Consider the following 23,000-nt stretch of genomic DNA (forward strand, 5'->3'; position numbering starts at 1 on the left):
GACGGGTTTCTCCCCCCCCCCTTCCACAGTCCCCCCGAGTGTCCCCAACCACTGTTCCGGGCCGGGCCCGGCCCGGTTCCGCCCGCGGCGCACCCCGCCCGCGGGCAGGGTCCGGCCGAGCCGGCGCGGGGTGCTGTCGCACTGGCGCCAGTACCTGGCGATCTCGCCGTTCTACCTGATCTTCATCGCCTTCTCCTTCTTCCCCGTCTTCTACTCGCTGTATCTGGCCTTCCAGCGCTACGACGGCCTGGGCACCAAGCAGTTCGTGGGCCTCCAGCAGTTCGAGTTCCTCTGGAACGACCCCATCTTCTGGCTGTCGATCCGCAACACCCTGGTGATCTGGGTGCTGTCCACCGTGCCCACGCTCTTCGGCGCCCTGGTCCTGGCGACGCTGCTGCATTCGGTGCGCCGCTTCAAGGGCTTCTACCGCATCGCCCTCTACGTGCCGAACGTCACCTCGATCGTCGCCGTGGCGATCTTCTTCGGCGCGGTGTTCAGCAACAACTTCGGCCTGGTCAACGCGATCCTGGGCACGGTCGGCATCCCGCCCGTCCCGTGGCTGAGCAACCCGTGGCTGATCAAGCTGGTCATCGCCCTGCTGATGACCTGGATGTGGACCGGCTACAACATGATCATCTACCTGGCCGGTCTCCAGGCGATCCCGACCTCGATCTACGAGGCGGCGAAGATGGACGGCGCCGGCCCCGTCCGCACGTTCTTCCAGATCACCATTCCGATCATGCGGCCGATCATCCTGTTCACCGTCATCATCTCGACCATCAACGGCCTGCAGAGCTTCAGCGAACCCCAGGTCCTCTTCGCCAGCAACGCCGCGAACCAGAACCTCGGCGGCCCGGGCCAGGCGGGCCTGACCACGCTGCTGTACTTCTACCAGTCGGCCTTCCTCAACAACGACTACGGCTACGGCGCGGCCATCGTCTGGGCCTTCTTCGTACTGATCATGGTGCTCGTCGCCATCAACTGGCGCCTCGTGCAACGGGGGAGGAAGGCATGACGACAGCGGACACGACACGGCCGGCCACGGTCACGCGGCGGCTGCGCCGCCCCAGGGGCCTGACCGCGCACATCCTCCTCGCTCTGGCCGTCCTCATCTCGGTCTTCCCGTTCGTGTGGACGATCGTCATGGCGACCAACACCACCGAGGACATCTACAAGAGCCCGCCGAAACTGACCTTCGGCTCCCACCTGCTGGAGAACATCCGGCACGTGCTGAACACCATCGACTTCTTCGGGTCGATGCTCAACACGATCGTCGTCGCGAGCGTCACCACCGCCCTGGTGCTGTTCATCGACTCGCTGGCGGCCTTCGCCTTCGCCAAGTTCGACTTCCCCGGGCGCAAGGTGCTCTTCGGCACGCTGCTGGTGTTCATGATGCTGCCGCTCCAGCTGGCCGTCCTGCCGCAGTTCATCCTCATGTCGGAGATCGGCTGGGTGGGCATGCTCAAGGCGCTGGCCCTGCCCGCCCTGGCCAACGCCTTCGGCATCTTCTGGCTGAACCAGTACATACAGAACGGCGTGCCCGACGAACTGCTCGACGCCGCGCGCATCGACGGCGCCGGGTTCTTCCGCCAGTACTGGAACATCGCGCTGCCGATGATCAAGCCCGCGCTGTCCTTCCTCGCCATCTACGCCTTCGTCAACGCCTGGAACGACTACGTCTGGCCGCTCATCGTGCTCACCGACCCCAGCCACGTCACGCTCCAGGTGGAGCTCGCCCAGCTCCATGTCGGCCACACCACCGACTACAGCATGGTCATGGCCGGTGTCCTCATGGCGGCCCTGCCGCTGGTCGTGGTCTTCGCCATCTTCGCGCGCGGCTTCATCGCGGGCGCGACCGAGGGAGCGGTCCAGGGCAGCTGACGCGTCCCAAAGGGGCGCGGGGCCGTGTCGATATGCGGCTCCGCCGCGTGGGCGCGACCGGCCACAGCGTCCGGGCAGCCGACAACGGACAAGCCGCCCGAGCTCGTGGTCGATCGGGCCGGTGCAGCACACACGAGCGACGAGGGAGGCAAGCAGTGACGGACATCGACGCCGAGAGCCGCGCACGCGCCAAGGTGCTCGTCGTCGGCATGGACGGGCTCCGCCACGACCGGCTGACCCGGTCCCCCGCCACCTCGCCCGTGCTGCACCGCCTGATGGCCACCGGCGCCCACGGCACCAGCATGCTGCCCTACGGCCGGGCCGGGGAAGGGCCGTCGGCCGGCACGGCGTACACGGACTCCGGCCCCGGCTGGTCGAGCGTGCTGACCGGGGTGTGGCCGGACCGCCACGGGGTGACCGGCAACGACTTCCTCGGCGCCGACTACGCCCGCTACCCCGACTTCCTCAGCCGCGCCGCCACCTCCCGGCCCGGTCTGCGCACGGCGGCGGTGGTGTCCTGGCCGGAGCTGGTCCACCGCGGCACCCTCAGCCCGGCCATCGGCCGGCGCGCGGTCCACGACGGCGAGTCCGACGGCTACGGGACCGCGGACCGCCTCGTCGCCCGCACCGCCGCACGATGGCTCACCGAGGACGACCCGGACGTCGTGTTCGTGTACTTCGGCGCCACCGACGAGGCCGGCCACGCCACGGGCCCCTTCTCCACCGCGTACGACCGGGCCCTGCTTACCCAGGACGCCCACCTCGGGCGGCTCCTGGAGGCGATCGAGGCGCGGCGCGCCCACGAGCGCTGGACCGTGCTGGTCACCACGGATCACGGTCACCTCGACACCGGCGGCCACGGCGGCGACACACGGGCCGAACGGGAGGTCTTCGTCATCCTCGCCGAGCCCGGGATGCCCGGAGGCACCAGGCTCGGCACGCCCCGCCTCATCGACATCGCCCCCACCGTCCTGGACCGTCTCGGCATCCCCGTCGACCCCGGCTGGGGCCTGCAAGGGTGCGCCCTGCCCCGGTCCACCGCACCGACTTCGGAATGGTCATGACCGACGCACACCCCGACCCCCTGACCGCCCTGCGCCCCTGGGAGGCACCCGAGGTGACCTCCTGGCGGCGGCTGCCGATGAACGCCGTCGACCGGCGGCCCGGGGCCGTCTCCCTGGACGGCGACTGGCGCTTCCAGCTGCTGCCCGCGCCGGACGCCCCGCTCGGGGAGGCCTGGTCGTCGTCGTACGTGCCCGGCGTGTGGACCATGCAGCGCACGGACGATCTTCCGCGGTACCTCAACGTCCGTATGCCGTTCGCCGAGTTCCCGCCGGGCGTGCCCGCCGCCAATCCGACGGGCGTGTACGAGCGTGCGGTGGACGTGCCGGCCGAGTGGGCCGGGCGGCGGATCGTGCTCCAGGTCGGGGCGGCGGAGAGCGTGCTGCTGGTGCACGTGGACGGGCGGCCGGCCGGGATCTCCAAGGATTCCCACCTGGCCGCCGAATTCGATCTGACGGACGTGGTGCGCCCCGGGGAGCGGGCCGCCCTGCGGCTGACCGTGGTGAAGTGGTCGGACGCCTCGCACATCGAGGACCAGGACCAGTGGTGGCACGGCGGCCTCACCCGCTCGGTGCTGCTGTACGCCACCGACCCGCTGTATCTCGCGGACGTGACCGTACGGGCCCGGCGGGTCGGTGACCTGCGGGTGGACTGCCTGGTGCGGGACGCGGGTGGCGCCCTGCCCGAGGGGTGGTACGTCAGCGGGGAGCTGGACGGGCAGCTGCTCACGCAGGACGCGGAGTTCGACCGGGCCAACGCCGAGGACGAGCGCGTCTCCGCCTTCCTCGGCGAGGCCCGGCTGCGGGCCGCCGTACCGGACGTGCGCACCTGGACCGCCGAGACACCCGAGCTGTACGGCCTGACCGTCCGGCTGCACCGCGCCGACGGCACGGTCGCCGACATCTCGCACCACCGGATCGGCTTCCGTGACGTCGAGATCGCCGGCCGGGACCTGCTGGTCAACGGCGAGCGCGTGTTCATCCGGGGCGTCAACCGGCACGACTTCCATCCGCTGACCGGCCGGACCGTGTCGTACGACGACATGCGCGCGGACCTCGTCCTGCTGAAGCGGTTCGGCTTCAACGCGATCCGCACCGCGCACTACCCGAACGACCCGGCCCTGTACGACCTGGCCGACGAGCTCGGCTTCTACGTCGTCGACGAGGCCGACATCGAGTCCCACGACCACGCGCACGAGATCGCCGACGACCCCCGCTATCTGGGCGCCTTCGTGGACCGGGTGGCGCGCATGGTGCTCCGGGACAAGAACCACCCGTCCGTCATCATCTGGTCGCTGGGCAACGAGTCCGACTACGGCGCGAACCACGACGCGGCGGCGGGCTGGGTCCGCCGGCACGATCCGACCCGGCCGGTGCAGTACGAAGGCGCGGCCAAGCGCGGCTGGGCCGACCCGGACCTGGCCTCCGACATCGCCTGCCCCATGTACGCCCCGCTTCAGGAGTGCCTGGCGCACGCCATGTCCGGGACGCAGACCAAGCCGCTCATCCAGTGCGAGTACTCGCACGCCATGGGCAACAGCAACGGCACGCTCGCGGACCATTGGGCCGCCATCGAGGCCACCCCGGGTCTTCAGGGCGGGTTCATCTGGGAGTTCTGGGACCACGGCATCCTCCAGCGTGTGAACGACGGCAGACCGGCCGGGCGTGGGGGCGCCGGGCTCCATGACAACGGTGTCGCCGCGCCCGGGCATCGCTGGGCGTACGGCGGCGACTTCGGGGAGACCGACCACGACGGCGCCTTCATCGCCGACGGGGTCGTCTTCCCCGACCGCACCCCCAAGCCCGTGATGTCCGAACACCGGGAGATCGCCGCGCCGGTACGTATCGAGTGCTCCCGGCACGAGGGTGTCGTCCTGGGCAACCACCAGCACTTCCGGGGCCTGGACTGGCTGTCCGGCGAGTGGGAGCTGTCCCTCGCCGACGGCGGCACCCGGACCGCCCCCGCCGAGCTGCCCGGGCTGCGGCCGGGCGAGACGGCGGCCGTGCCGCTGCCGTTCGAGCTGCCGGAGGACGGCGGCGAGGCGTGGCTGACGCTGCGGGTCACGACGGCCGGGGACGAGCCGTGGGCACCGCGTGGCACGGTCGTGTGCCTGCCGCAGGTGCGGCTGCGGGCGGCGGAACCGGTGCGGCACACCCCGGTCAGGAACCGCCCCGTCGAGGTCGACGAGGACGGGCTGCTCGTCCATCCGCTGCTCACGGCCGGGCCCACGCTGTCGCTGTGGCGGGCGCCCACCGACAACGACGAACTGGGTGGCATGGCGGCCCGCTGGCGGGACTGGGGTCTCGACGCGCTCGCCCGCGAGGTCGTCGCCGTACGGCGTGACCCGGGGCGGGTGTCCGTGGTCACCGACCACCTCGGCCCGGGCGGCACCGTCCGGCACGAGCAGGTGTTCACGGCGGTCGAGGGCGGGCTCCTCGTGGAGGAGTGCGCCGAGCTGCCCGAGGCGCTGGACGACGTGCCCCGAGTCGGATCCGTCTTCGAGACGGCCGCCGGGCTGAACCTGCTGGAGTGGTTCGGGAAGGGCCCCTGGGAGTCGTATCCGGACCGGGGCGCGGGGGCGCCCGTCGGCCACCACTCGCTGCCGGTGGACGAGCTGTTCACGCCGTACCTGCGGCCTCAGGAGAGCGGCGGGCGGCACGGCGTGCGACGGTTCACGCTGTCCGCGCCCGACGCAACCGGGATCGCGGTGCGGCTGGACCGGCCCCGCCAGGTCTGCGTGACCCGCCATCGCGCGGCCGACCTCGCCTCGGCCGCGCATCACGACGAACTGGTGCCGCGGGCGGGGTGCGTGGTGCACGTCGACGCGGCGCACCGCGGTCTCGGCACGGCCTCCTGCGGGCCCGACACCTTCGCCACCTATCTCGTCCCGGCCGGCGTCCATCGCTGGAGCTGGACCCTGCGCGTTCTCTGAGTTCTCCCCCTCCCCCGTCACCTCCGCCGAGACTCCCTCTCCCTCCGCCTCACGCCCTCCGAGACTCCCTCCCTGTCACCCTTCATGGAGCCCCCGTGTGCACTTCACATGATCACGACCTGGGCGAGGCCCCCCAGGCCGGCGCCGGAAGACGCGGTTTCCTGCGCGCCACCGCCCTGCTCGGCGCGACCGCCACGGCGGTGGCCGCGCTGCCGGCCGTCACCGCCCGGGCGGCTCCGGCGAGTTGGCGCCCCGACCCGCGCAGCCGTCGCTTCACGCTCGCCGTGATGCCGGACACGCAGTACCTCTTCGACGGGCCGAGCATCGACAGGGCGCCGGTCGAGGCGTCGCTGCGCTATCTGCTGGAGCACGGCGGGGAGGAGAACCTCGTCTTCCTGTCCCACCTGGGGGACCTCACGCAGAACGGCGCGAAGGAGGAATTCGCGGCGATCGGCGAGGCGTTCGGGCTGCTGGACCGGCGGGGCGTCGGCTACAGCGTCCTGGCCGGCAACCACGACGTGAAGTCGTCGACGACCGACCAGCGCGGTGCGACGCCGTATCTGGACGCCTTCGGGCCCGAGCGGTTCGAGGGACAGCGGACGTTCGGCGGCGCCTCCCCGGACGGCTACAACACCTTCCACCTGTTCACGGCGGGCGCCCGGGAGTGGATGGTGCTCGCGCTGGACTGGCGGCTGTCGCCGCAGGGGTACGCGTGGGCGAAGGACGTCCTGGCGCGGCACCCGAAGACGCCCGTGATCCTCACGACGCACGAACTGGTCGTCGAGGACGACTCGTTGTCGGACTACGGCCGGCAGCTGTGGGACCAGCTGGTCGAGGACCACGACCAGATCTTCCTCACCCTCAACGGGCACTACTGGCCCGCCGCCCGCGCGACGCGCAAGAACGCGGCCGGGCATGACGTCCACCTGCATCTGACGAACTATCAGAACCGCTATTTCGGCGGCGCGGCGATGATCCGCCTCTACCGGTTCGACCTGGACCGGAACGTCATCGACGTGGAGACGGTCTCCCCGTGGATCCTGGGCCGAGCCGGGAAGGGGCTCAACGAGCTGGAGCGGCAGGAGATGGAGCTGAGCGGCGACGCCGACCGGTTCTCCGTCGAGATCGACTTCGAGGAGCGCTTCTCCGGCTTCGCGCCCGTGCCCGCCCGTCCGGCGCGGCCCGCCTCGAAGATGCTGATCCCGGGCACCGCGGCGTACTGGCGATTCGAGAAACCCGTCGACGGCACGGCCGGCACGGTCCGGGACCTGACCGGGCGGGGCAACGACCTCTCGCTCGTCACGGTGGGCGGCGGCGCGCTGGGCTGGTCGGCGGACCACCACCCCGACCAGCCGGGCCACGGCAGCCTGGAGTTCCAGGGCTTCAAGTCACCGCTGAAGGGCGCCTACCTGCGCACGGTCGACGGGGCCCCGCTCAACTCGGCCACGTTCCGGGACGGCTACACCATCGAGGCGTTCTACCGGCTGCCCGCCGACTGGGACCCGGACCACAACGCCTGGTCGGGCCTGGTCGGCCGCACGGGCACGGGCGGCGCCGCCGGCAAGACCGCCGACGACCCCGACGAGCCGCTGGCCACGCTGTCCCTGTCCAACGACCGCGAACCGCAGTGGGCGATGCGCCCGCTCAACCTGCAGGGCATCGCCACCAACTGGGGCCAGGAGACCCCGCTGGAGACCTGGTGGCACCTCGCGGTCGTCAACGACGGCAGGCACACCACGCTGTACGTCGAGGGCTGCCCGGTCGTCCGCAACCCCAAGGCGCCCTCCGTCGGCATCACCTCCGTCGGCCTGCCGTGGCTGCTCGGCGGCTACGAGTACGGCGGCACGATCGACCAGATCTTCCACGGCCGCCTCGGTGACGTCCGGATCGTCGCGCGGGCGCTGCCCGTCACCTCCTTCATGAACCACTGACCTCCCAGGGAACTCTCATGACAGAGCAGCAACTGCCCGCCTGGGCCGACCCGTCCGTCTCCCCCGCCGCCCTCGACGCCCAGGGCGTCTCCCGCCGCGGGCTCCTGCGCCGGGCGGGCCTGTTCGGCGCCGCGTTCGCCCTGGGCTCGGCGGCGGCCCCGGCCCTGGCCGCCGACGGCGACGGCGACGGCGACGGCCACGGCGACGGCGAACGGCCGGGCGGCGAGGACCCCCGCCTCGCCTACCTCGTCGGCGACCACCACATCCACTCCGTCTACAGCCACGACGCCAAGTACACGTTCTCCCAGCTGGCCGCCGCGGGCGCGAAGTACGGCCTGGACTGGATGGTGTTCACCGAGCACTCCAACTTCGGGCACGCCGACTTCGGGGCGGTCATGGAGCACCAGGAGATCCTCGAGGCGCGGGCCGAGAACCCGCGTCAGCTGATCTTCCAGGGCCTGGAGTGGTACATCCCGGCGGCCGAGCACTGCACGGTGTTCACTTCGCCCGGCAGGAACGAGGTCGACCTCCTCACCCGGTTCGAACGCGCCTACGACGGCAAGCTCCTCGGCTACGACAAGGGCGGCCCCGCCGACGCGGACACCGCCCGCAACGAGGCACACGCCGTCAAGGCCCTCAAGTGGCTGGCCCAGCAGCGCCGTTCGGGCTACGTCGACGATGTGCTGGTCATCGCCAACCACCCTTTGCGGCTCGGCATCGACTCCCCGCACGAGATGCGCGCCTGGCGGGACGCGGCGCCCGGGATCATGATCGGCATGGAGGGCGCGCCGGGTGCGCAGGGCGCCGCCATTCCCGGCTGGCGCGGCGCCGCCTCGATCCGCGGCGAGTACGAGAACAAGCCGTCCGCGCAGTCCTGGCCCGGCTACCCGGCGGACGCCTATGTGACGTACGGCGGTTTCGACTGGGCGACCGCCACCGTCGGCGGCCTGTGGGACTCGATGCTCGCCGAGGGGCGGCTGTTCTCCGTCACCACCAACTCCGACGCCCACCGGATCGTCTTCGACACCTGGAAGAACGGTGACTGGCAGCCGGGCCAGACCTTCGACAGCACCGGGAAGCTGCCCGACCCGGTGAACACGGACACCCCGCAGCCCGGCAGCGACTTCTGGCCCGGCCAGTTCAGCCGTACGCACGTGGGCGTGACCCGCTACGGCTACCGCGCGGTCATGGCGGGTTTGCGGGCGGGCCGGGTCTGGCTCGACCACGGGCATCTGCTCGACGGGCTCGACGTCCGGCTGAAGCGGGACGCCGACCGGGGCCGGGGCGTGACGCTGGGCGGCCGGCTGCGGGTCCGCAAGGGCGACAAGCTCACCCTGGACGTCACCGTGACGACCGCCTCCCGGCCCAACCCGCGGGGGATCCTGCCGGAGTTGGCGCACGTGGACGTCATCCGGGGCGCGGTGCGCGGCCCGGTCGCCGACCGCGACACCTGGAAGGCCCCCGACACCCGCGTCGTCCGCTCGCAGGACGTCTCCGGCCGCACGGGCACCTACACGCTGCGTATCCCGCTGACCGCGGGCGAGGAGTCCTTCTACGTCCGGCTCCGCGGCAGCGACGGCAACCGGAACGGCCCCGGCTACCTCGGTGCCTCGGTCGATCCGCACGGGCCGGTTCCGCACGCGCCCGGGGACGGTGACCCGTGGGCGGATACGTGGTTCTATGCGAACCCGGTATTCGTCGACGTGGAAGGTGCCTGACCCGATGAGACGTCAACTGCTCGCCACCACCGCCTTATTGGGTGCATTCGCGCTGGGTGCCGGCACGGCCTCGGCCGCCGGTGCCCCGCAGTGGACTCAGACCGGCACGGCGTACACCGACACCCTCGGCGGCGGGCAGGGCCTGGCCAGCCGCGCGGACGGCTCCCTGCTGTACCGCGGGCTGGCCTCCATCCCGCTGAACCTGCGGGTCAAGGGCTGGAACCACATCGGCGACCCGGACATCGCGCGCGGCCATGTCTTCGACGCCTACCAGGGATCGGACACGGCAACGTCCAAGATGTTCGCGGTCACCACCCCGGCCGGGAAGCGCTACGAGTACGTCCACCCGCTGAACCCGGGCGAGAAGCTGAACAACTCCTTCGCCGCCGTCTCGCCCGACGGTCAGTGGCTGGTCTCGGGCGAGTGGGGCACGCAGAACCGGCTCCAGGTCTTCCCGGCGCCCCTGCTGAACCCCTCCACGCCGCCCACCGGCGGTGAGCTGAAGGAGGCCGGGCAGATCACCCTGGACAAGCCGGTGCGTGACATCCAGGGCTGCGACTTCGTCACCGACACCCGCCTGCTGTGCGCCTCGAACGACGCCTCGGGCACCCTCTTCCCGGAGATCCGGCCGCTGCTCCAGATCGACCTGGCCCACAGGCCGGACGGGCAGCCGGTCACCGGCACGGTGACGAGCCTCTTCGCGCTGCCGCAGCACAGCGTGTGCACGGGCACCTTCGAGACGGAGGGCGTCGACTACGACACGAACAGCGGCACCCTGCGGACGCAGGTGATCCCGCCGGGCGTGTGCGCGGTGACGACGGCCGTGCACGCGTACCGGCAGGTCACGGACTGATCGGGCGGAGGTACGGTGGGCCGCGTGACCGGTGAAGAGTCGCTGCGGCCCCAGTCCCTCATGCTGACGTTCCTGGGCGACCAGGTGCTCGGTCGCGACGTGTGCGTGTACTCCGGCAGTGTCATCGACGTGTTCGCCCGCGCCGGGATCGGCGAGCAGGCGACCCGCTCGACACTGACCCGGATGGTCAACCGCGACCTGCTGCGCCGCCAGCGCGAGGGCCGCCGGATGTACTTCGGGCTGACCGAGCGCTCGGAGGCCGTGCTGCGCGACGGCGAGCGACGCATCTGGCAGGACGGCGCCGTCAACCGGCACTGGGACGGCACCTGGACCCTGCTCGGCTTCTCCCTGCCCGAGTCCTGGCAACGCCAGCGCCACGACCTGCGCTCCCAGCTGACCTGGAGCGGCTTCGGCCCGCTGTTCAACGGCCTGTGGATCGCGCCGGGCGAGGTCGACGTGTCCGCGCTGGTCGCCGAGCTCGGCCTGTCCGCCCATGTGAAGGTCTTCCGGGCGCACGCCGACACCGGGATGGACATCGGCCAGATGATCGAGGAGACGTGGGAGCTGTCCGACCTGGCCGGGCGCTACGAGGCGTTCGTACGGCGCTGGCAGTCCTGGGAAGACGAGCTGCCGGACGCCGACGACGGGCTCGTGCTGCGGCTGCGGCTCCAGACCGAGTGGCTGCGGATCGTCCGGCGCGATCCGCGCCTGCCGGTCAAGCACCTGCCGGACGACTGGCCGGCGGAACAAGCCGAGAAGACGTTCCGGGCCGTGCACGACCGGCTCTCACCGCTCGCGCGTGACGCCTCGGAACGCCTGCTCGACCTGGTGCCCGCGCGGCCTCAGGCCCAGAACGCGTCCTGAGGACCGGAACGCGGCCTCAGGCGTAGAACCGCGACAGGCTCTGGAGCACGGCGGCCGGCTTGCCGCCGCCCTCGATCTCGATGGCGCCGTCGACCGTGATCTGCACGCCGCCCGGCACCTCCTCGACCTCGGCGAGCTTCGCCGTCAGCCGGATGCGGGAGCCGACCTTCACCGGGGAGGGGAAACGTACCTTGTTGAGGCCGTAGTTCACCTTCGTCGTCACGCCCTGGACGTCCAGCAGCTCGGTGAACAGCGGGATGAAGAGGGAGAGCGTGAGGTAGCCGTGCGCGATGGGGGCGCCGAAGGGGCCCTCCTTGGCCTTCTCGGGGTCCACGTGGATCCACTGGTGGTCCCCTGTCGCGTCGGCGAAGGTGTCGATCCGCTCCTGCGTGACCTCGATCCACTCGCTGGTGCCGAGGTCGCTGCCCGCGAGTTTCTTCAGTTCGTCGAGGCCGTTGACGGTGATGCTCATGGAGCCGTCCTTCACTGGGAGTCGGTGCCGTAGCGCTTGCGCACACGGGATTTCAGGAGCTTCCCGGAGGCGGTGCGGGGCAGTTCGTCCGCCACCACGACCGACTTCGGGATCTTGTACTTGGCGAGGCGGCCGGCGAGCGACGCGAGCACCTCGTCGGGGTCGAGGGCGGCGCCCTCGCGGGGCACGACGACCGCGCGGGGCACCTCGCCCCACTTGTCGTCCGGCACCCCGATCACCGCGCATTCGACGATGTCCGGGTGGGCGAGGAGCTGGTCCTCGATCTCGGCGGGGTAGATGTTCTCGCCACCGGAGATGATCATGTCCTTGATGCGGTCGACGATGTAGACGTAGCCGTCCTCGTCGACCTGGGCGGCGTCGCCGCTGCGGAACCAGCCGTCCGCGAAGGACGCGGCCGTCTCCTCGGGCAGCCCCCAGTAGCCGGGCATGACGTGCGGCCCGCGCACCACGACCTCACCGACCTCGCCGACGTCGACCGGCGCGAGGTCGGGCCGTACGACGCGTACGTCGCTGAAGAAGTGCGGCACGCCCGCCGACCCCGCCTTGCCGACGGCGTGCTCGGCGTCCAGGAACAGCGTGCCGGGGGCGGCCTCGGTCATGCCGTAGCCCTGGAGGAAGGTCAGGCCACGCCTCTGGTACGCCGCGATCAGCGGGGTCGGGACCGGGGAGCCGCCGCAGGTCAGGATGCGCAGCGACGACAGGTCGGCGTCCGCCCAGCGTGGGTGCCGGGCCACCTGGTCGAACATCGTGGGCACGCCGAACATGAAGGTGATCCGGTGCCGTTCGATCAGGTCGAAGGTGGCGTCCGGGTCGAAGGCCTCGACCAGGACGCAGGTGCCGCCCTTGAGCAGGACCGGGAGGGTCAGCATGTTCAGCCCCGCGGTGTGGAACAGCGGGGCGGAGACCAGGGCGCGTTCGTCGGCGACCAGGTCGTGGTCGATGAGGACGTTGATCGCGTTCCAGGTGAGGTTGCCGTGGGTGAGCATCGCGCCCTTGGGGCGGCCGGTCGTCCCCGAGGTGTACATGATGATGCAGGTGTCGTCCGGGGTGACCGGTGTGTCGATGGGCTCCCGGGTGGCCGAGGCCAGCGCCTCCTCGTACTCGGCGCCCACTTCGACGTACGTACGGACGTCCGTGCTGCCCGGCAGTCCCGCGACCAGGCCGGCGTGCGAGGGGCCGTAGACGAGGGCCTTGGCGCCGGAGTCGGCGAGCTGGTAGGCGATCTCGGGGCCGGCCAGCCGGATGTTGAGGGGGACGAAGACCGCGCCGAGGGTGCCGGCCGCGAACATGGTCTCCAGGTAGGAGGGGTGGTTCGGGCCGAGGTAGGCGACGCGGTCGCCGCGGCGCACACCCCGCTCACGCAGGGCGTGGGCGAGGCGGGTGGTGCGGTCGTACAGGCCGGCGTAGGTGCGGGTGGTGTCGCCGTGGATCAGGGCGGTGCGGTGCGGGGTCTTGCGGGCCCGGCGTGCGGGCCATGACCCCAGTCCCTCGTTGCGCATGTCACGCCCCTTACGGTTTCGTCAGCCCGAGCAGACGGGCGGCGTTCTCCTTGAGGATCTTCGGCCGGACCTCTTCCTTGATCGTCAGCTTGTCGAAGTCGGCGAGCCAGCGGTCGGGGGTGAGGACGGGGAAGTCGGAGCCGAAGAGCACCTTGTCCTTCAGCAGCGTGTTCGCGTACTGCACGAGCTGCGGCGGGAAGTACTTCGGCGACCAGCCGGACAGGTCGATGTGCACGCCCGGCTTGTGCGTGGCGACGGCCAGGGCCTCGTCCTGCCAGGGGAACGACGGGTGCGCCAGGATGATCTTCAGGTGCGGGAAGTCGGCGGCGACGTCGTCCACGTGCAGCGGGTTGGAGTACTTGAGCCTGATGCCGCCCCCGCCGGGCACGCCGGCGCCGATGCCGGTCTGGCCGGTGTGGAACAGGGCGATCGTGCCGGTCTCCTCGATCACCTCGTAGAGGTCGTAGGCCACCGACCGGTCGTTGGGGAAGAAGCCCTGGATGCTGGGGTGGAACTTGAAGCCCCTCACCCCGTACTCCTCGACCAGGCGACGGGCCTGCTTGACCCCGGCCTTGCCCCGGAAGGGGTCGATGGAGGCGAAGGGGATGAGCACGTCGGCGTTGGCGGCGGCGGCCTCGGCGACCTCCTCGTTGGGGACGGGCGCCGTGCCGGTGGCGGACTCGGCGTCGACCGTGAAGATCACGGCGGCCATCTTGCGCTCGCGGTAGTACGCGGCGGTCTCCTCCAGGGTCGGCTTCCGCTTGCCCTCGACCTTGAAGTAGGCGGAGGAGGCGTCGTGCAGGTCGTCGTCCAGGGAGGAGTGGCCCTTGGAGGAGACCTCCGCGTGGGTGTGGACGTCGATCGCGACGAGGTCGTTCAGGTCCATCACGCCTCCGGGAACTTCGGCGCCGGGATGCCGACCGACTGGAGTTCGGCACCGACCGAGGTGGGCCAGGCGTCCGCGAGGGTGGCGGGGGTCCAGCCGCCGTCGGCGTAGGCCGCCCTGATCTCCTGCGGATGCGACCAGAGTGCCACCTTGTCGCCGCCGATGCCGATGCACTGGCCGGTCACGCCGCGCGCGGCCTCGGAGGCCAGGAACGGGACCAGGGCGGCGCAGTCCTCGGGGGTGCCGAAGCCCTCCCCCTTGCGCAGGAAGTCCGGAAGCGGCTCGCCGTTCCTCATGGCCTCGATGTACGGGGCGAAGGCCGGGATCGTCTCGGTCATCGCGGTCGCGGCGACCGGCACGATCGCGTTGACGGTGATGTTCGCGCGGCCCAGCTCCATGGACCAGGTGCGGGCCATCGCCGCGATGCCGGCCTTGGCGGCGGCGTAGTTCGTCTGGCCGAAGTTGCCGCGCTGGCCGGCCGGGGAGCCGACCAGGATCAGCGAGCCGCCCTCGCCCTGCTCGCGCATCCGGACGGCGGCGGCCCGGGCGCAGGTGAACGTGCCCTTGAGATGGGTGGTGATCACCGCGTCGAAGTCCTCGTCGGTCATCTTCCACAGCACCTTGTCGCGGAGGATGCCGGCGTTGGTGACGAGGACGTCCAGCCGGCCGAACTCCTCGACCGCGCGGGCGACCAGCCGGTCCGCCGCCTCGGCCGTACCGACCGGGACCACCTCCGCCACGGCCTTGCCGCCCGCCTCGGTGATGGACTTCACGGCCGCCTCGGCCACCGCCTCGTCGACGTCGTTGACGACCACGGAGGCGCCGTGGGCGGCCAGGGAGTGGGCGTAGGCGAGGCCGAGGCCCCGGCCGCTTCCGGTGACGACGGCGGTCTTGCCGGTGAGATCGATGGTGGGCACGGGTGAGTCCCTTCGCATGGGTGCGGCTACGAGTGGCACGGGGTGCGACTGCGAGTCGCATGGGGTGCGACTGCGAGATCGAAGCTAAGAGCAATAATTGTTGACGTCAATAGTTGTTGATGACCCATGGGTGCGAGATGCTGGATTCCCCAGGAAGCACCGAGCACAGGGAGCCCGTCATCACACGCCAGAACGTCACCCCGAAGCCCATCGACGCGCACGAGCCGTGGATGCGCGGGCTGCACGCCGACACGGGCTACCTGCTGTACCGCCTGGGCCTGCGCTCGGGACAGCTCTTCAACGCCTGCCTCCAGGAGTCGGGCCTGCGCCTGCGCCACTACGCGGTGCTGCGCTTCCTCGCCACCTCCGGGGGCGCCCTCCAGCGCGAGCTGAGCACCCGGCTCGGCTACGACCCGAGCGCGATCGTCGGCCTGGTCGACGACCTGGAGAAGCAGGGCTTCGCCGAGCGCCGCCCCTCCCCCGACGACCGCCGCAGCCGGATCGTCGCGCTGACCGAGAAGGGCCGCGCGTTCCTGCGCGACACCGACGAGGCCGGCCAGCGGGTGACGAACGAGCTCTTGGGCCCGCTGGACCCGGCCGAGCGGGACGCACTGCACGCGCTGCTGCTGCGGATCGCCGAGGACGGACTGAACTGATGTTGTGCAAATGATTGACGGCTGCACGATGGATGCATAACTTCATCGGCCAACCGAGACCCGTCCCCAGGGAGCTCCCGTGCAGCCATCCCCTTCTGCCGCTCAACCCGCCCCCGATTCGCGGCAGTTGCGCCGCGTCGCCGTCTCCGGCCTGCTCGGCACGGCCGTCGAGTTCTACGACTTCCTCGTCTACGGCACGGTCGCCGCGCTCGTCTTCGGCGAGCTGTTCTTCCCCCGGGCCGATCCGGCGGTCGGCACCATCGCGGCGTTCGGCACCTTCGCCGCCGGCTATCTCGCCCGCCCGCTCGGCGGCATCGTCTTCGGCCACTTCGGCGACCGGATCGGCCGCAAGTCGATGATGCTGCTGACCATGGTCCTGATGGGCTCGGGCAGCTTCCTCATCGGCCTGCTGCCCACCTACGACGCGATCGGCGTCTGGGCCCCGATCCTGCTGGTCGCCCTGCGCGTGGTGCAGGGCATCGCGATCGGCGGCGAGTGGGGCGGCGCGATGCTGATGGTCGTCGAGCACGCCGAGCGGACGCAGGGTTCCCGGCGTGGCCTGTGGTCCAGCTTCACCCAGCTCGGCGCCCCGCTCGGTTCCGTGCTGTCGGCCGGTGTGGTCACGCTCGTCGCCGGCCTGCCCGACGACGAGTTCCGCTCCTGGGGCTGGCGCGTGCCGTTCCTGCTGAGCATCCTGCTGCTGGCCGTCGGGCTGTTCGTGCGCCTCAAGGTCGCCGAGAGCCCGCTGTTCGCCCAGGTCAAGCGGGAGCCCGTGGACAAGCCGCCGATCGTGGAGGTGCTGCGCCGCCCGAAGCCCGTGCTGCTGGCCGCATGCGTCGGCATCGGTGCGTTCACCGCCCAGTCGCTGCTGACGAGCTTCATGATCTCCTACGCCGTCGACGAGGGGTACACCCGCCCGCAGGTGCTGACCGCGGTGACCGTCGCCTCCTGCGTGGCCCTCGTCGTCCTGCCCGCCGCGTCCGCGCTGTCGGACCGGGTCGGCCGCCGGCCCGTCGTGCTCGCCGGAGCGGTCGCCTCCGCCGCGCTCGCCTTCCCCGTTCTGGCGCTGGTCGACTCCGGCTCGCCCGGACTGCTGATCCTTGCCCTCGCCCTCGGCCACGGTGTCGCCCAGTCCACGATGTACGGGCCGCTCGGCGCCCTGCTCACCGAGATGTTCGGCACTCGCGTCCGCTACACCGGCGCCTCCCTCGGCTACCAGGCGGCCACCCTGATCGGCGCCGGCTTCTCCCCGCTCATCGCCGGCAGCCTCCTCGCCTCGTACGGGGGCGGGAGCACGCCCGTCTCGCTGCTGCTGTGCGCGGGCGCGGCGATCACCGCCGTCACCGTGTGGCGACTGCGCGAGACGCACACCGACGCCCTGGACTCCCCCGCCGTCTCCACCGCCACCCTGGAAGGGACCCCCCGTTGAGGATCCGCCTCGCTCTGCTGACCGCTTGCCTGTCGGTGGCGACCGCACTGCCGGCGCAGGCCGCCGCCGCCACCGGCACCCACCTGGAGGGCGAGCTTGCTTCCGGCGCCGCGTACGTGATGGACGTCCCCGCGTCCTGGAACGGGACGGTGCTGCTGTACAGCCACGGCTACGCCCCGGCCGGATCCCCCAAGCGGGCCGAGAACACGCCGAGCACGGCCGCCCGGGACAAGCTGCTGGCCGAGGGCTACGCCCTGATCGGCTCCTCGTACGCGACGAACGGCTGGGCCGTCACCGAGGCGGTGCCCGACCAGCTCGCCACGCTGGACCTGTTCACCGAGAAGTTCGGGGCGGCCCGGCGGACCCTGGCCTGGGGCACCTCGTACGGCGGTTTCGTCACCACCATGCTCGCCGAGCGCCACTCCGGCCGGTTCGACGGCTCGCTGTCGATGTGCGGGCTGGTACAGGGCGGCGTCGCCAACTGGAACAGCACCCTGGACCCGGTCTTCGCGCTGCGCACGCTCCTCGCGCCCGGCTCCGGGATCCGGCTCACGGGCTTCACCGGCCAGACGGAGGCGGTCGCCGCCGGGAAGGCGCTCACCTCGAAGGTCGACGCCGCCCAGCGGACCCCCGAGGGCCGGGCCCGGATCGCCCTCGCCGCCGCCCTGCACGACATCCCCGGCTACAACGACGCCTCGCAGACCGAGCCGGGCCCCACGGACTGGGAGACCCAGCAGGCCAACCAGTACACCGCCGTCCGGGGCCTGCTCCAGATGCCCGCGTTCAGCTGGCGCCAGGAGGCCGAGAGCCGGGCGGGCGGCAACCCGTCGTGGAACACCGGTGTCGACTACACCGCCATGCTCGGCCGCTCCCCGCTGTACAAAGAGGTGACGGAGCTCTACAAGAAGGCGGGACTGTCCTTGCGTACCGACCTCTCGGCCCTGGGCCGGGCACCCCGGATTTCCGCCGATCCGCCGGCCGTGCGGTGGATGCGGAACACCAGCGTGCTCTCCGGCCGGCTGGCCGACCCGCAGCTGAACATCCACACGACCGGTGACGCGCTGATACCGGTGCAGTCGGAGAGCGCCTACCGGAGGGCGGCCGGCGCGGCCGGCTCCGGTCCGCTGTTCCGCCAGGCCTACGTCGACGCACCCGGCCACTGCACGTTCACCCCAGGCGAGACCCTGGCCGCCCTGCGCACCCTGGAACACCGCCTGGACACGGGCCGCTGGGACACCTCGCCCGCTGCCCTCAACACCCGTGCCACAGCGGCGGATCCGACGGCGGAACCCCGCTACGTCCCGTACCGCCCGGCCGCCTACCCCCGCCCCTACGACCTCGCCCACCCGGGAGACTCCCGGCCATGACCGCTCTGCCCCGAGTCCTCGACTCCGCTCGCACCGGGGGCGCCCCCACCGCGACCGACCGGCTGCTGTCCGTCCTCGCGGCCTTCGACCACGAGCATCCGGCCTTGTGCCTGACGGACATCAGCCGGCGGGCCGGGCTGAGCCTGACCACCGCGCACCGGCTGGTGGGCGCGCTCACCGCATGGGGTGCCCTGGAACGGGACGAGTCCGGCACCTACCACGTCGGGCTCCGGCTGTGGGAGATCGCCGCGCTGGCGCCGCGCGGCCTCGCCCTGCGGCAGATCGCGCTGCCGTACCTGGAGGACCTGTACGAGGCGACGCACGAGAACGTGCAGCTGGCGGTGCGGGACGGATCGGACGTCGTCTACATCGAGTGGCTGTCGGGACGCTCCGCGGTCGGCGTGCACATCCGCGTCGGCGCGCGCTGGCCGCTGCACGCCACCGGCGTCGGGCTCGCCCTGCTGGCGCACGGCGATCCGGAGTTCCAGGAGGAGTACTGCGCGGGCACACTCGCGTCCTTCACGCCGTACACGATCACCGACCCGGCGCGGCTGCGGCGGGAGCTCGCCGGAGTGCGCCGGACGGGCGTGGCGGTGAGCGACCGCCAGGTCACGGAGGACGCCCTGTCGGTGGCCGCGCCGGTACGCACGGCGGACGGCTCGGTGGCCGCCGCCGTGTCCATCGTGGTGCCGCAGGCCGACGCCCAGGTGCCGGTGCTGGTCCCGGCGGTGCGGGTGGCGGCCCGCGGGATCTCCCGGGCTCTGGGGTGGCGGCCGGAGCGGGCCTGAGGCGAGGGGTCCGGCACTTGACCGGCATCGGCTCTCCGGCGGAGCGCTCGGTGACACTCAGGCCACGCAGAACTCATTGCCCTCCGGGTCCCGCAGCACGACGCCGTAGTAGTCCATGTCCGGCTCGTCCATGATCCGCAGCACGGTCGCGCCGGCCGTGGTCAGCCGGTCCACCTTGGCCCTGATCCTCCGGGTGCGCTCCGGCAGGGGAACGCCTCTGCCACCGCCGACCTTGAGGTCGAGATGCACCCGGTTCTTGACGGACTTGCCCTCCGGCACTTGCTGGAACCAGACGCGGGGCCCGTGCCCCTCCGGGTCGACGATCGACTCGGGGGTCTCCCCCGCCCCCTCGGGCATTTCCTCCGCGGGCACTCCCATGTCCTCCCAGTAGGCCCGCCAGGTGGGGTGCCCTCCGGGGGGCGGTTCCGGCACGTATCCGAGGGCCTCGGTCCAGAAGGTCACGAGCTTCGCCGGGTCGGCGCAGTCGATGGTCAGCTGCAAGGTGACATCCATGCCGTGAGCATCGCAGCAGGGTCTGACAACGGCCCCTGGGGCAACCGTCGCGCCCCAGCCGGACGTCGGTGCCGCAACACCCCGGCGGGCAGAGCCCGTTCAGGACCGCCATCGCCACGACCCATGTGCCACCGCCGGCTCACCAACTGAATGACGGCTTACAGTTGGTCCCCCATGCGGGCTCGTTCCGGGGGATGTGGCCCGCCACCGTCCTTGACGTCCTGCTCGCAGGTTCGTCCGTCGTAGGACTGGTCATTGGGGATCAATAACACTCCGGCAACCTGCTCAGGGTGCTCGACGGCGAGCCAGTCGTCGCCCGTGAGGTCACCGTCCGGTCCGAACGCCTCGGACGAATGGACCGTCTGACACCCCAACGCCACGCGCTCCTTGTCGACCGCGCAGGCGTCCACCGCAGGGCCGGACATCTCGTCGGCGCCGTCGAAGCGGTAGTGGAAGTGGACCTGGTCACCTTCGGAGGGCACCTGCGGGTGAGGCTCAAGGCGCCAGTCGACGACCTCGGCGGTGACGCCGAGAGGCCGCCCGGACGTGTCCTCGACCTGCACCCTGACACTGGCCTCACCGCGCTTCGCCGTCGTGTCGGTGCAGCCCCAGTGGGAAGAGCAACCGGACAGGGCGAGAATCACCAGAGCCGACGAAACACCGGCAAGCAGCCGTGCGGGGAACACTCAGGTGACCTCCAGTCAGGGTGGAGCGGAGCAGCGTATCCTCAGCGAACCTGGTCGCTCCGCGGCCCGATGCCTTTGATCACGGTCGGGGTTCCCTCCGGGGCGAACGAGTCGTGGAAGGTGAAGGCGTGCGGCGCGGAGCCGTGGCCGTGGAGGTGCTCCAGCCTGGAAACCCCGTCCCGCCAGGTGGGTATCACGCCGTCGGAGACCCACCAGAACACGTAGTTCGGGTGCCCTGTCCTCTCGAACCAGTCGTAACGCCTGTTCAGCGCCTCACGGTGCAGACCGGTGTAGACGGCGTCGAAGGCGGGGCGCAGGTCGGTCCAGAGTGAGAGGGTCGCGGCCAGGGCGGTGGTTTCCACCGTACGGCCCTTGCCGTACCAGGTCGGTACGGCGAACTCTCCCCATGCACCCCAGTCCGCCTCGAAGAGCATGCCCCGGTCACCGTCTGCCGCTTCGGCATGAGCGAGGTACCCGGGGTGCTGACTGATCTTCCGGTAGACGGCCTCGCCCATGTCGTAGAACTCGCGCGTGAGAGGTGCGGGATCGGCGAGAGGTGACTTCAGGACGCCGAATGTGTACAGAGCAAGATGGGGCATGCGTCTCTCCCTGGTTGGGGGTGCCTGGCGTGGACCCGGTTCGGTGGCTTACGCGGCGGGGGGCGAGGATTCCTGGGGCGTGGCCAACTCGTCCCGTCGCGGCCGGCCCAGCCTGATGGAACCCCTGTGACGATCGTGGCGACCACCGAAGACCAGATGAAGGTAGCTGCCTCCGCGGGCCCTGTCGAAGTTGCAATTTCCCTGTCCAAGTGGCCTCTTGCACAGGTCGTTACCGGGGGCTGGGACGGTGACGAGCTGGGCAGGCTGCGGGGCACCAGTGATCCGCTTCGGCCGATCGCCGGTGAAGCAGGAAGTCCCCGGAAGGGTCGGACGACCCAGGCCGGAATACCAGGACTTCAAGCCAGGGAGCACGTCAACTCTTGACGGCCCCCGTGGCGTGGAGCACATTGGCGGCACTTTGAGAGCGCTCTCATCCTCCCCGCACCCGTATCCGTACCCGAGAGGCATCCCCACATGAGTGACACCTCCGGCAGACCCCGCGCACGGCGCCCCTTGCGGCGGGCGCTCGTCGCCGTCATCAGCACACTCGGCCTCGCCGCGGTCGCCGCCACCGCCGCGACGCCCTCCGCGAGCGCCTCCGCGCCGCCGCCCCCGTCGGGCTGGAACCAGGTCTTCCTCGACGACTTCAACGGCCCGGCCGGCAGCGGCGTCAACACGTCCAACTGGCAGTACGCGACCGGCAAGGGCTACCCGGGCGGCCCCGCCAACTGGGGCACCGGCGAGATCGAGACGATGACGAGCAGCACCGACAACGTCTCCCTCGACGGCAACGGCAACCTCCGCATCACCCCCCGGCGCGACGGCGCCGGCACCTGGACCTCCGGCCGCATCGAGACCAACCGCACCGACTTCCAGCCCCCGGCCGGCGGCAAGCTCCGCGTGGAGTCGCGCATCCAGGTGCCGAACGTCACCGGAGCCGCGGCCAAGGGCTACTGGCCCGCGTTCTGGATGCTGGGCTCCCCCTACCGCGGCAACTACTGGAACTGGCCGGCCGTCGGCGAGCTGGACATCATGGAGAACACCCAGGGCCAGAACACGGTGTTCGCGACGATGCACTGCGGCACCTCGCCGGGCGGCCCCTGCAACGAGACGAGCGGCATCGGCAGTTCGACCACCTGCCAGGGCACCACATGCCAGGCCGGCTTCCACACCTACCGGATGGAGTGGGACCGCTCGACGAGCGTCGAGGAGATCCGCTTCTACCTCGACGGCGTCACCTTCCACACGGTGCGCGCCGACCAGGTCGACGCGACGACCTGGCGCAACGCCACGGACCACGGCTTCTTCATCATCCTGAACGTCGCGATGGGCGGCGGCTTCCCGGACGCGTTCGGCGGCGGCCCGGACGCCGGGACGCAGCCCGGTCACGCGATGGTCGTCGACTACGTCCAGGTGCTGTCGTCCGGCGGCGGCACCACGCCTCCCCCGACCGGCAACCGCGACGCCTACTCCACCATCGAGGCCGAGTCCTACGACGGCCAGTCCGGTGTGATGACCGAGACGACGTCCGACTCGGGCGGCGGCCAGAACGTCGGCTCACTGGCCAACGGCGACTGGCTGCACTTCAAGGGCGTGAACTTCGGCTCCACCGCGGCCCGGCAGTTCAGCGCCCGGGTCGCGAGCGGCGCGCCGGGCGGCGTCAGCGGACTGGTGGAGGTGCGGCTGGACAGCCGGAGCAACGCGCCCATCGGGAGTTTCGCGGTGGGCAGCACCGGCGGCTGGCAGGCGTGGCGGACCGTTCCGGCGAACATCGCCTCCGTGACGGGCACGCACGATGTGTATCTGACCTTCACCAGCGGACAGCCGGCCGACTTCGTGAACGTCAACTGGTTCACCTTCGGACACTGACGATCCCCGGCAGGGGCTCCACGCGCGCGTGGAGCCCCTTTTCGCTGCCCGGTCTTC

At 71.2% G+C, this 23,000-nt stretch carries 20 protein-coding genes; 13 read left to right on the forward strand and 7 right to left on the reverse strand.

Translation table 11 applies throughout. The annotated features are described in order from the left end of the window. The first annotated feature begins 130 nt into the window (after positions 1–130). The 8 genes from AC07F0_RS38840 to AC07F0_RS38875 all read left to right on the forward strand — a co-directional run bounded on the left by AC07F0_RS38840 (position 131) and on the right by AC07F0_RS38875 (position 11,241). Entirely contained in the window at positions 131–1,015 is an 885-nt protein-coding gene (locus AC07F0_RS38840) for a carbohydrate ABC transporter permease (protein WP_478984948.1), read from the forward strand. Beyond that, positions 1,012–1,881 (forward strand): carbohydrate ABC transporter permease, encoded by an 870-nt coding sequence (locus AC07F0_RS38845; protein WP_478984949.1) that lies wholly within the window; start codon positions 1,012–1,014, stop codon positions 1,879–1,881. Before AC07F0_RS38840 ends, AC07F0_RS38845 begins: the two co-directional genes overlap by 4 nt. 155 nt (positions 1,882–2,036) lie before the next feature. Then, positions 2,037–2,945: an alkaline phosphatase family protein gene (locus AC07F0_RS38850; RefSeq protein WP_478984951.1), complete on the forward strand. Its 909-nt coding sequence runs from the start codon at positions 2,037–2,039 to the stop codon at positions 2,943–2,945. Next, positions 2,942–5,875 carry a glycoside hydrolase family 2 TIM barrel-domain containing protein gene (locus AC07F0_RS38855; protein WP_478984952.1) on the forward strand — a complete coding sequence of 978 codons (2,934 nt, stop codon included), beginning with the start codon at positions 2,942–2,944 and terminating at the stop codon, positions 5,873–5,875. The genes AC07F0_RS38850 and AC07F0_RS38855 overlap by 4 nt, the downstream gene beginning before the upstream one ends. Before the next feature lie 95 nt (positions 5,876–5,970). After that, a complete protein-coding gene (locus AC07F0_RS38860; protein WP_478984953.1) occupies positions 5,971–7,806 on the forward strand; it encodes a LamG-like jellyroll fold domain-containing protein in 1,836 nt (611 codons plus the stop codon). Between the two features lie 17 nt (positions 7,807–7,823). Next, complete coding sequence (locus AC07F0_RS38865) at positions 7,824–9,524, forward strand: PHP domain-containing protein (protein ID WP_478984955.1); 1,701 nt, start codon at positions 7,824–7,826, stop codon at positions 9,522–9,524. A 4-nt stretch (positions 9,525–9,528) separates the two neighbouring features. After that, positions 9,529–10,377: a hypothetical protein gene (locus AC07F0_RS38870; RefSeq protein ID WP_478984957.1), complete on the forward strand. Its 849-nt coding sequence runs from the start codon at positions 9,529–9,531 to the stop codon at positions 10,375–10,377. 24 nt (positions 10,378–10,401) lie between these two features. Further along, positions 10,402–11,241, forward strand: a complete 840-nt coding sequence (locus AC07F0_RS38875; RefSeq protein ID WP_478984958.1) for a PaaX family transcriptional regulator — start codon at positions 10,402–10,404, stop codon at positions 11,239–11,241. A gap of 16 nt (positions 11,242–11,257) precedes the next feature. On the opposite strand, the gene AC07F0_RS38880 is transcribed toward AC07F0_RS38875, so the two are convergent. The 4 genes from AC07F0_RS38880 to AC07F0_RS38895 are packed head-to-tail and all read right to left on the reverse strand — an operon-like array spanning position 11,258 to position 15,036. Continuing rightward, the gene (locus AC07F0_RS38880; protein WP_010043036.1) at positions 11,258–11,713 is read right to left on the reverse strand and encodes a MaoC family dehydratase; all 456 of its coding nucleotides are present in this window, start codon (positions 11,711–11,713) and stop codon (positions 11,258–11,260) included. Between the two features lie 11 nt (positions 11,714–11,724). Further along, positions 11,725–13,233 carry an acyl-CoA synthetase gene (locus AC07F0_RS38885; RefSeq protein ID WP_478984959.1) on the reverse strand — a complete coding sequence of 503 codons (1,509 nt, stop codon included), beginning with the start codon at positions 13,231–13,233 and terminating at the stop codon, positions 11,725–11,727. 10 nt (positions 13,234–13,243) lie between these two features. Beyond that, positions 13,244–14,119 (reverse strand): amidohydrolase family protein, encoded by an 876-nt coding sequence (locus AC07F0_RS38890; RefSeq protein ID WP_306961402.1) that lies wholly within the window; start codon positions 14,117–14,119, stop codon positions 13,244–13,246. Then, on the reverse strand, positions 14,119–15,036 hold the full coding sequence (locus AC07F0_RS38895) for an SDR family NAD(P)-dependent oxidoreductase (RefSeq protein ID WP_478984961.1): 918 nt from the start codon (positions 15,034–15,036) through the stop codon (positions 14,119–14,121). Before AC07F0_RS38895 ends, AC07F0_RS38890 begins: the two co-directional genes overlap by 1 nt. A gap of 230 nt (positions 15,037–15,266) precedes the next feature. On the opposite strand from AC07F0_RS38895, the gene AC07F0_RS38900 reads away from it, so the two are divergent. The 4 genes from AC07F0_RS38900 to AC07F0_RS38915 all read left to right on the forward strand — a co-directional run bounded on the left by AC07F0_RS38900 (position 15,267) and on the right by AC07F0_RS38915 (position 19,276). Beyond that, entirely contained in the window at positions 15,267–15,692 is a 426-nt protein-coding gene (locus tag AC07F0_RS38900) for a MarR family winged helix-turn-helix transcriptional regulator (protein WP_478984994.1), read from the forward strand. A 79-nt stretch (positions 15,693–15,771) separates the two neighbouring features. Next, positions 15,772–17,121, forward strand: a complete 1,350-nt coding sequence (locus tag AC07F0_RS38905; protein ID WP_478984963.1) for an MFS transporter — start codon at positions 15,772–15,774, stop codon at positions 17,119–17,121. Beyond that, positions 17,118–18,488: an alpha/beta hydrolase family protein gene (locus tag AC07F0_RS38910; RefSeq protein WP_478984965.1), complete on the forward strand. Its 1,371-nt coding sequence runs from the start codon at positions 17,118–17,120 to the stop codon at positions 18,486–18,488. Before AC07F0_RS38905 ends, AC07F0_RS38910 begins: the two co-directional genes overlap by 4 nt. Beyond that, the gene (locus AC07F0_RS38915; RefSeq protein ID WP_478984966.1) at positions 18,485–19,276 is read left to right on the forward strand and encodes an IclR family transcriptional regulator; all 792 of its coding nucleotides are present in this window, start codon (positions 18,485–18,487) and stop codon (positions 19,274–19,276) included. Before AC07F0_RS38910 ends, AC07F0_RS38915 begins: the two co-directional genes overlap by 4 nt. Before the next feature lie 57 nt (positions 19,277–19,333). Here the strand turns inward: AC07F0_RS38915 and AC07F0_RS38920 are convergent, their stop codons facing one another. The 3 genes from AC07F0_RS38920 to AC07F0_RS38930 all read right to left on the reverse strand — a co-directional run bounded on the left by AC07F0_RS38920 (position 19,334) and on the right by AC07F0_RS38930 (position 21,074). Further along, positions 19,334–19,789, reverse strand: coding sequence for a VOC family protein (locus tag AC07F0_RS38920; RefSeq protein ID WP_478984969.1), 456 nt, complete (start codon positions 19,787–19,789; stop codon positions 19,334–19,336). A gap of 158 nt (positions 19,790–19,947) precedes the next feature. Then, positions 19,948–20,475: a hypothetical protein gene (locus AC07F0_RS38925; RefSeq protein ID WP_478984970.1), complete on the reverse strand. Its 528-nt coding sequence runs from the start codon at positions 20,473–20,475 to the stop codon at positions 19,948–19,950. A gap of 41 nt (positions 20,476–20,516) precedes the next feature. Beyond that, the gene (locus AC07F0_RS38930; RefSeq protein ID WP_478984972.1) at positions 20,517–21,074 is read right to left on the reverse strand and encodes a DUF3291 domain-containing protein; all 558 of its coding nucleotides are present in this window, start codon (positions 21,072–21,074) and stop codon (positions 20,517–20,519) included. 474 nt (positions 21,075–21,548) lie between these two features. Here AC07F0_RS38930 and AC07F0_RS38935 point away from each other — a divergent pair, with 474 nt between their 5' ends. Beyond that, positions 21,549–22,943 (forward strand): glycoside hydrolase family 16 protein, encoded by a 1,395-nt coding sequence (locus AC07F0_RS38935; RefSeq protein WP_478984974.1) that lies wholly within the window; start codon positions 21,549–21,551, stop codon positions 22,941–22,943. Positions 22,944–23,000 lie beyond the last annotated feature (57 nt).

This window comes from Streptomyces sp. NPDC045955, assembly GCF_056430805.1.

What these genes read in the sequence shown, in the direction of transcription:
- AC07F0_RS38865 (WP_478984955.1), top strand. Translation starts at nt 7,824, where the DNA reads ATGACAGAGCAGCAACTGCCCGCCTGGGCCGACCCGTCCGTCTCCCCC.
- AC07F0_RS38915 (WP_478984966.1), top strand. Translation starts at nt 18,485, where the DNA reads ATGACCGCTCTGCCCCGAGTCCTCGACTCCGCTCGCACCGGGGGCGCC.
- AC07F0_RS38855 (WP_478984952.1), top strand. Translation starts at nt 2,942, where the DNA reads ATGACCGACGCACACCCCGACCCCCTGACCGCCCTGCGCCCCTGGGAG.
- AC07F0_RS38930 (WP_478984972.1), bottom strand. Translation starts at nt 21,074, where the DNA reads ATGCCCCATCTTGCTCTGTACACATTCGGCGTCCTGAAGTCACCTCTC.
- AC07F0_RS38880 (WP_010043036.1), bottom strand. Translation starts at nt 11,713, where the DNA reads ATGAGCATCACCGTCAACGGCCTCGACGAACTGAAGAAACTCGCGGGC.
- AC07F0_RS38920 (WP_478984969.1), bottom strand. Translation starts at nt 19,789, where the DNA reads ATGGATGTCACCTTGCAGCTGACCATCGACTGCGCCGACCCGGCGAAG.
- AC07F0_RS38870 (WP_478984957.1), top strand. Translation starts at nt 9,529, where the DNA reads ATGAGACGTCAACTGCTCGCCACCACCGCCTTATTGGGTGCATTCGCG.
- AC07F0_RS38935 (WP_478984974.1), top strand. Translation starts at nt 21,549, where the DNA reads ATGAGTGACACCTCCGGCAGACCCCGCGCACGGCGCCCCTTGCGGCGG.
- AC07F0_RS38885 (WP_478984959.1), bottom strand. Translation starts at nt 13,233, where the DNA reads ATGCGCAACGAGGGACTGGGGTCATGGCCCGCACGCCGGGCCCGCAAG.
- AC07F0_RS38900 (WP_478984994.1), top strand. Translation starts at nt 15,267, where the DNA reads ATGCGCGGGCTGCACGCCGACACGGGCTACCTGCTGTACCGCCTGGGC.
- AC07F0_RS38890 (WP_306961402.1), bottom strand. Translation starts at nt 14,119, where the DNA reads ATGGACCTGAACGACCTCGTCGCGATCGACGTCCACACCCACGCGGAG.
- AC07F0_RS38845 (WP_478984949.1), top strand. Translation starts at nt 1,012, where the DNA reads ATGACGACAGCGGACACGACACGGCCGGCCACGGTCACGCGGCGGCTG.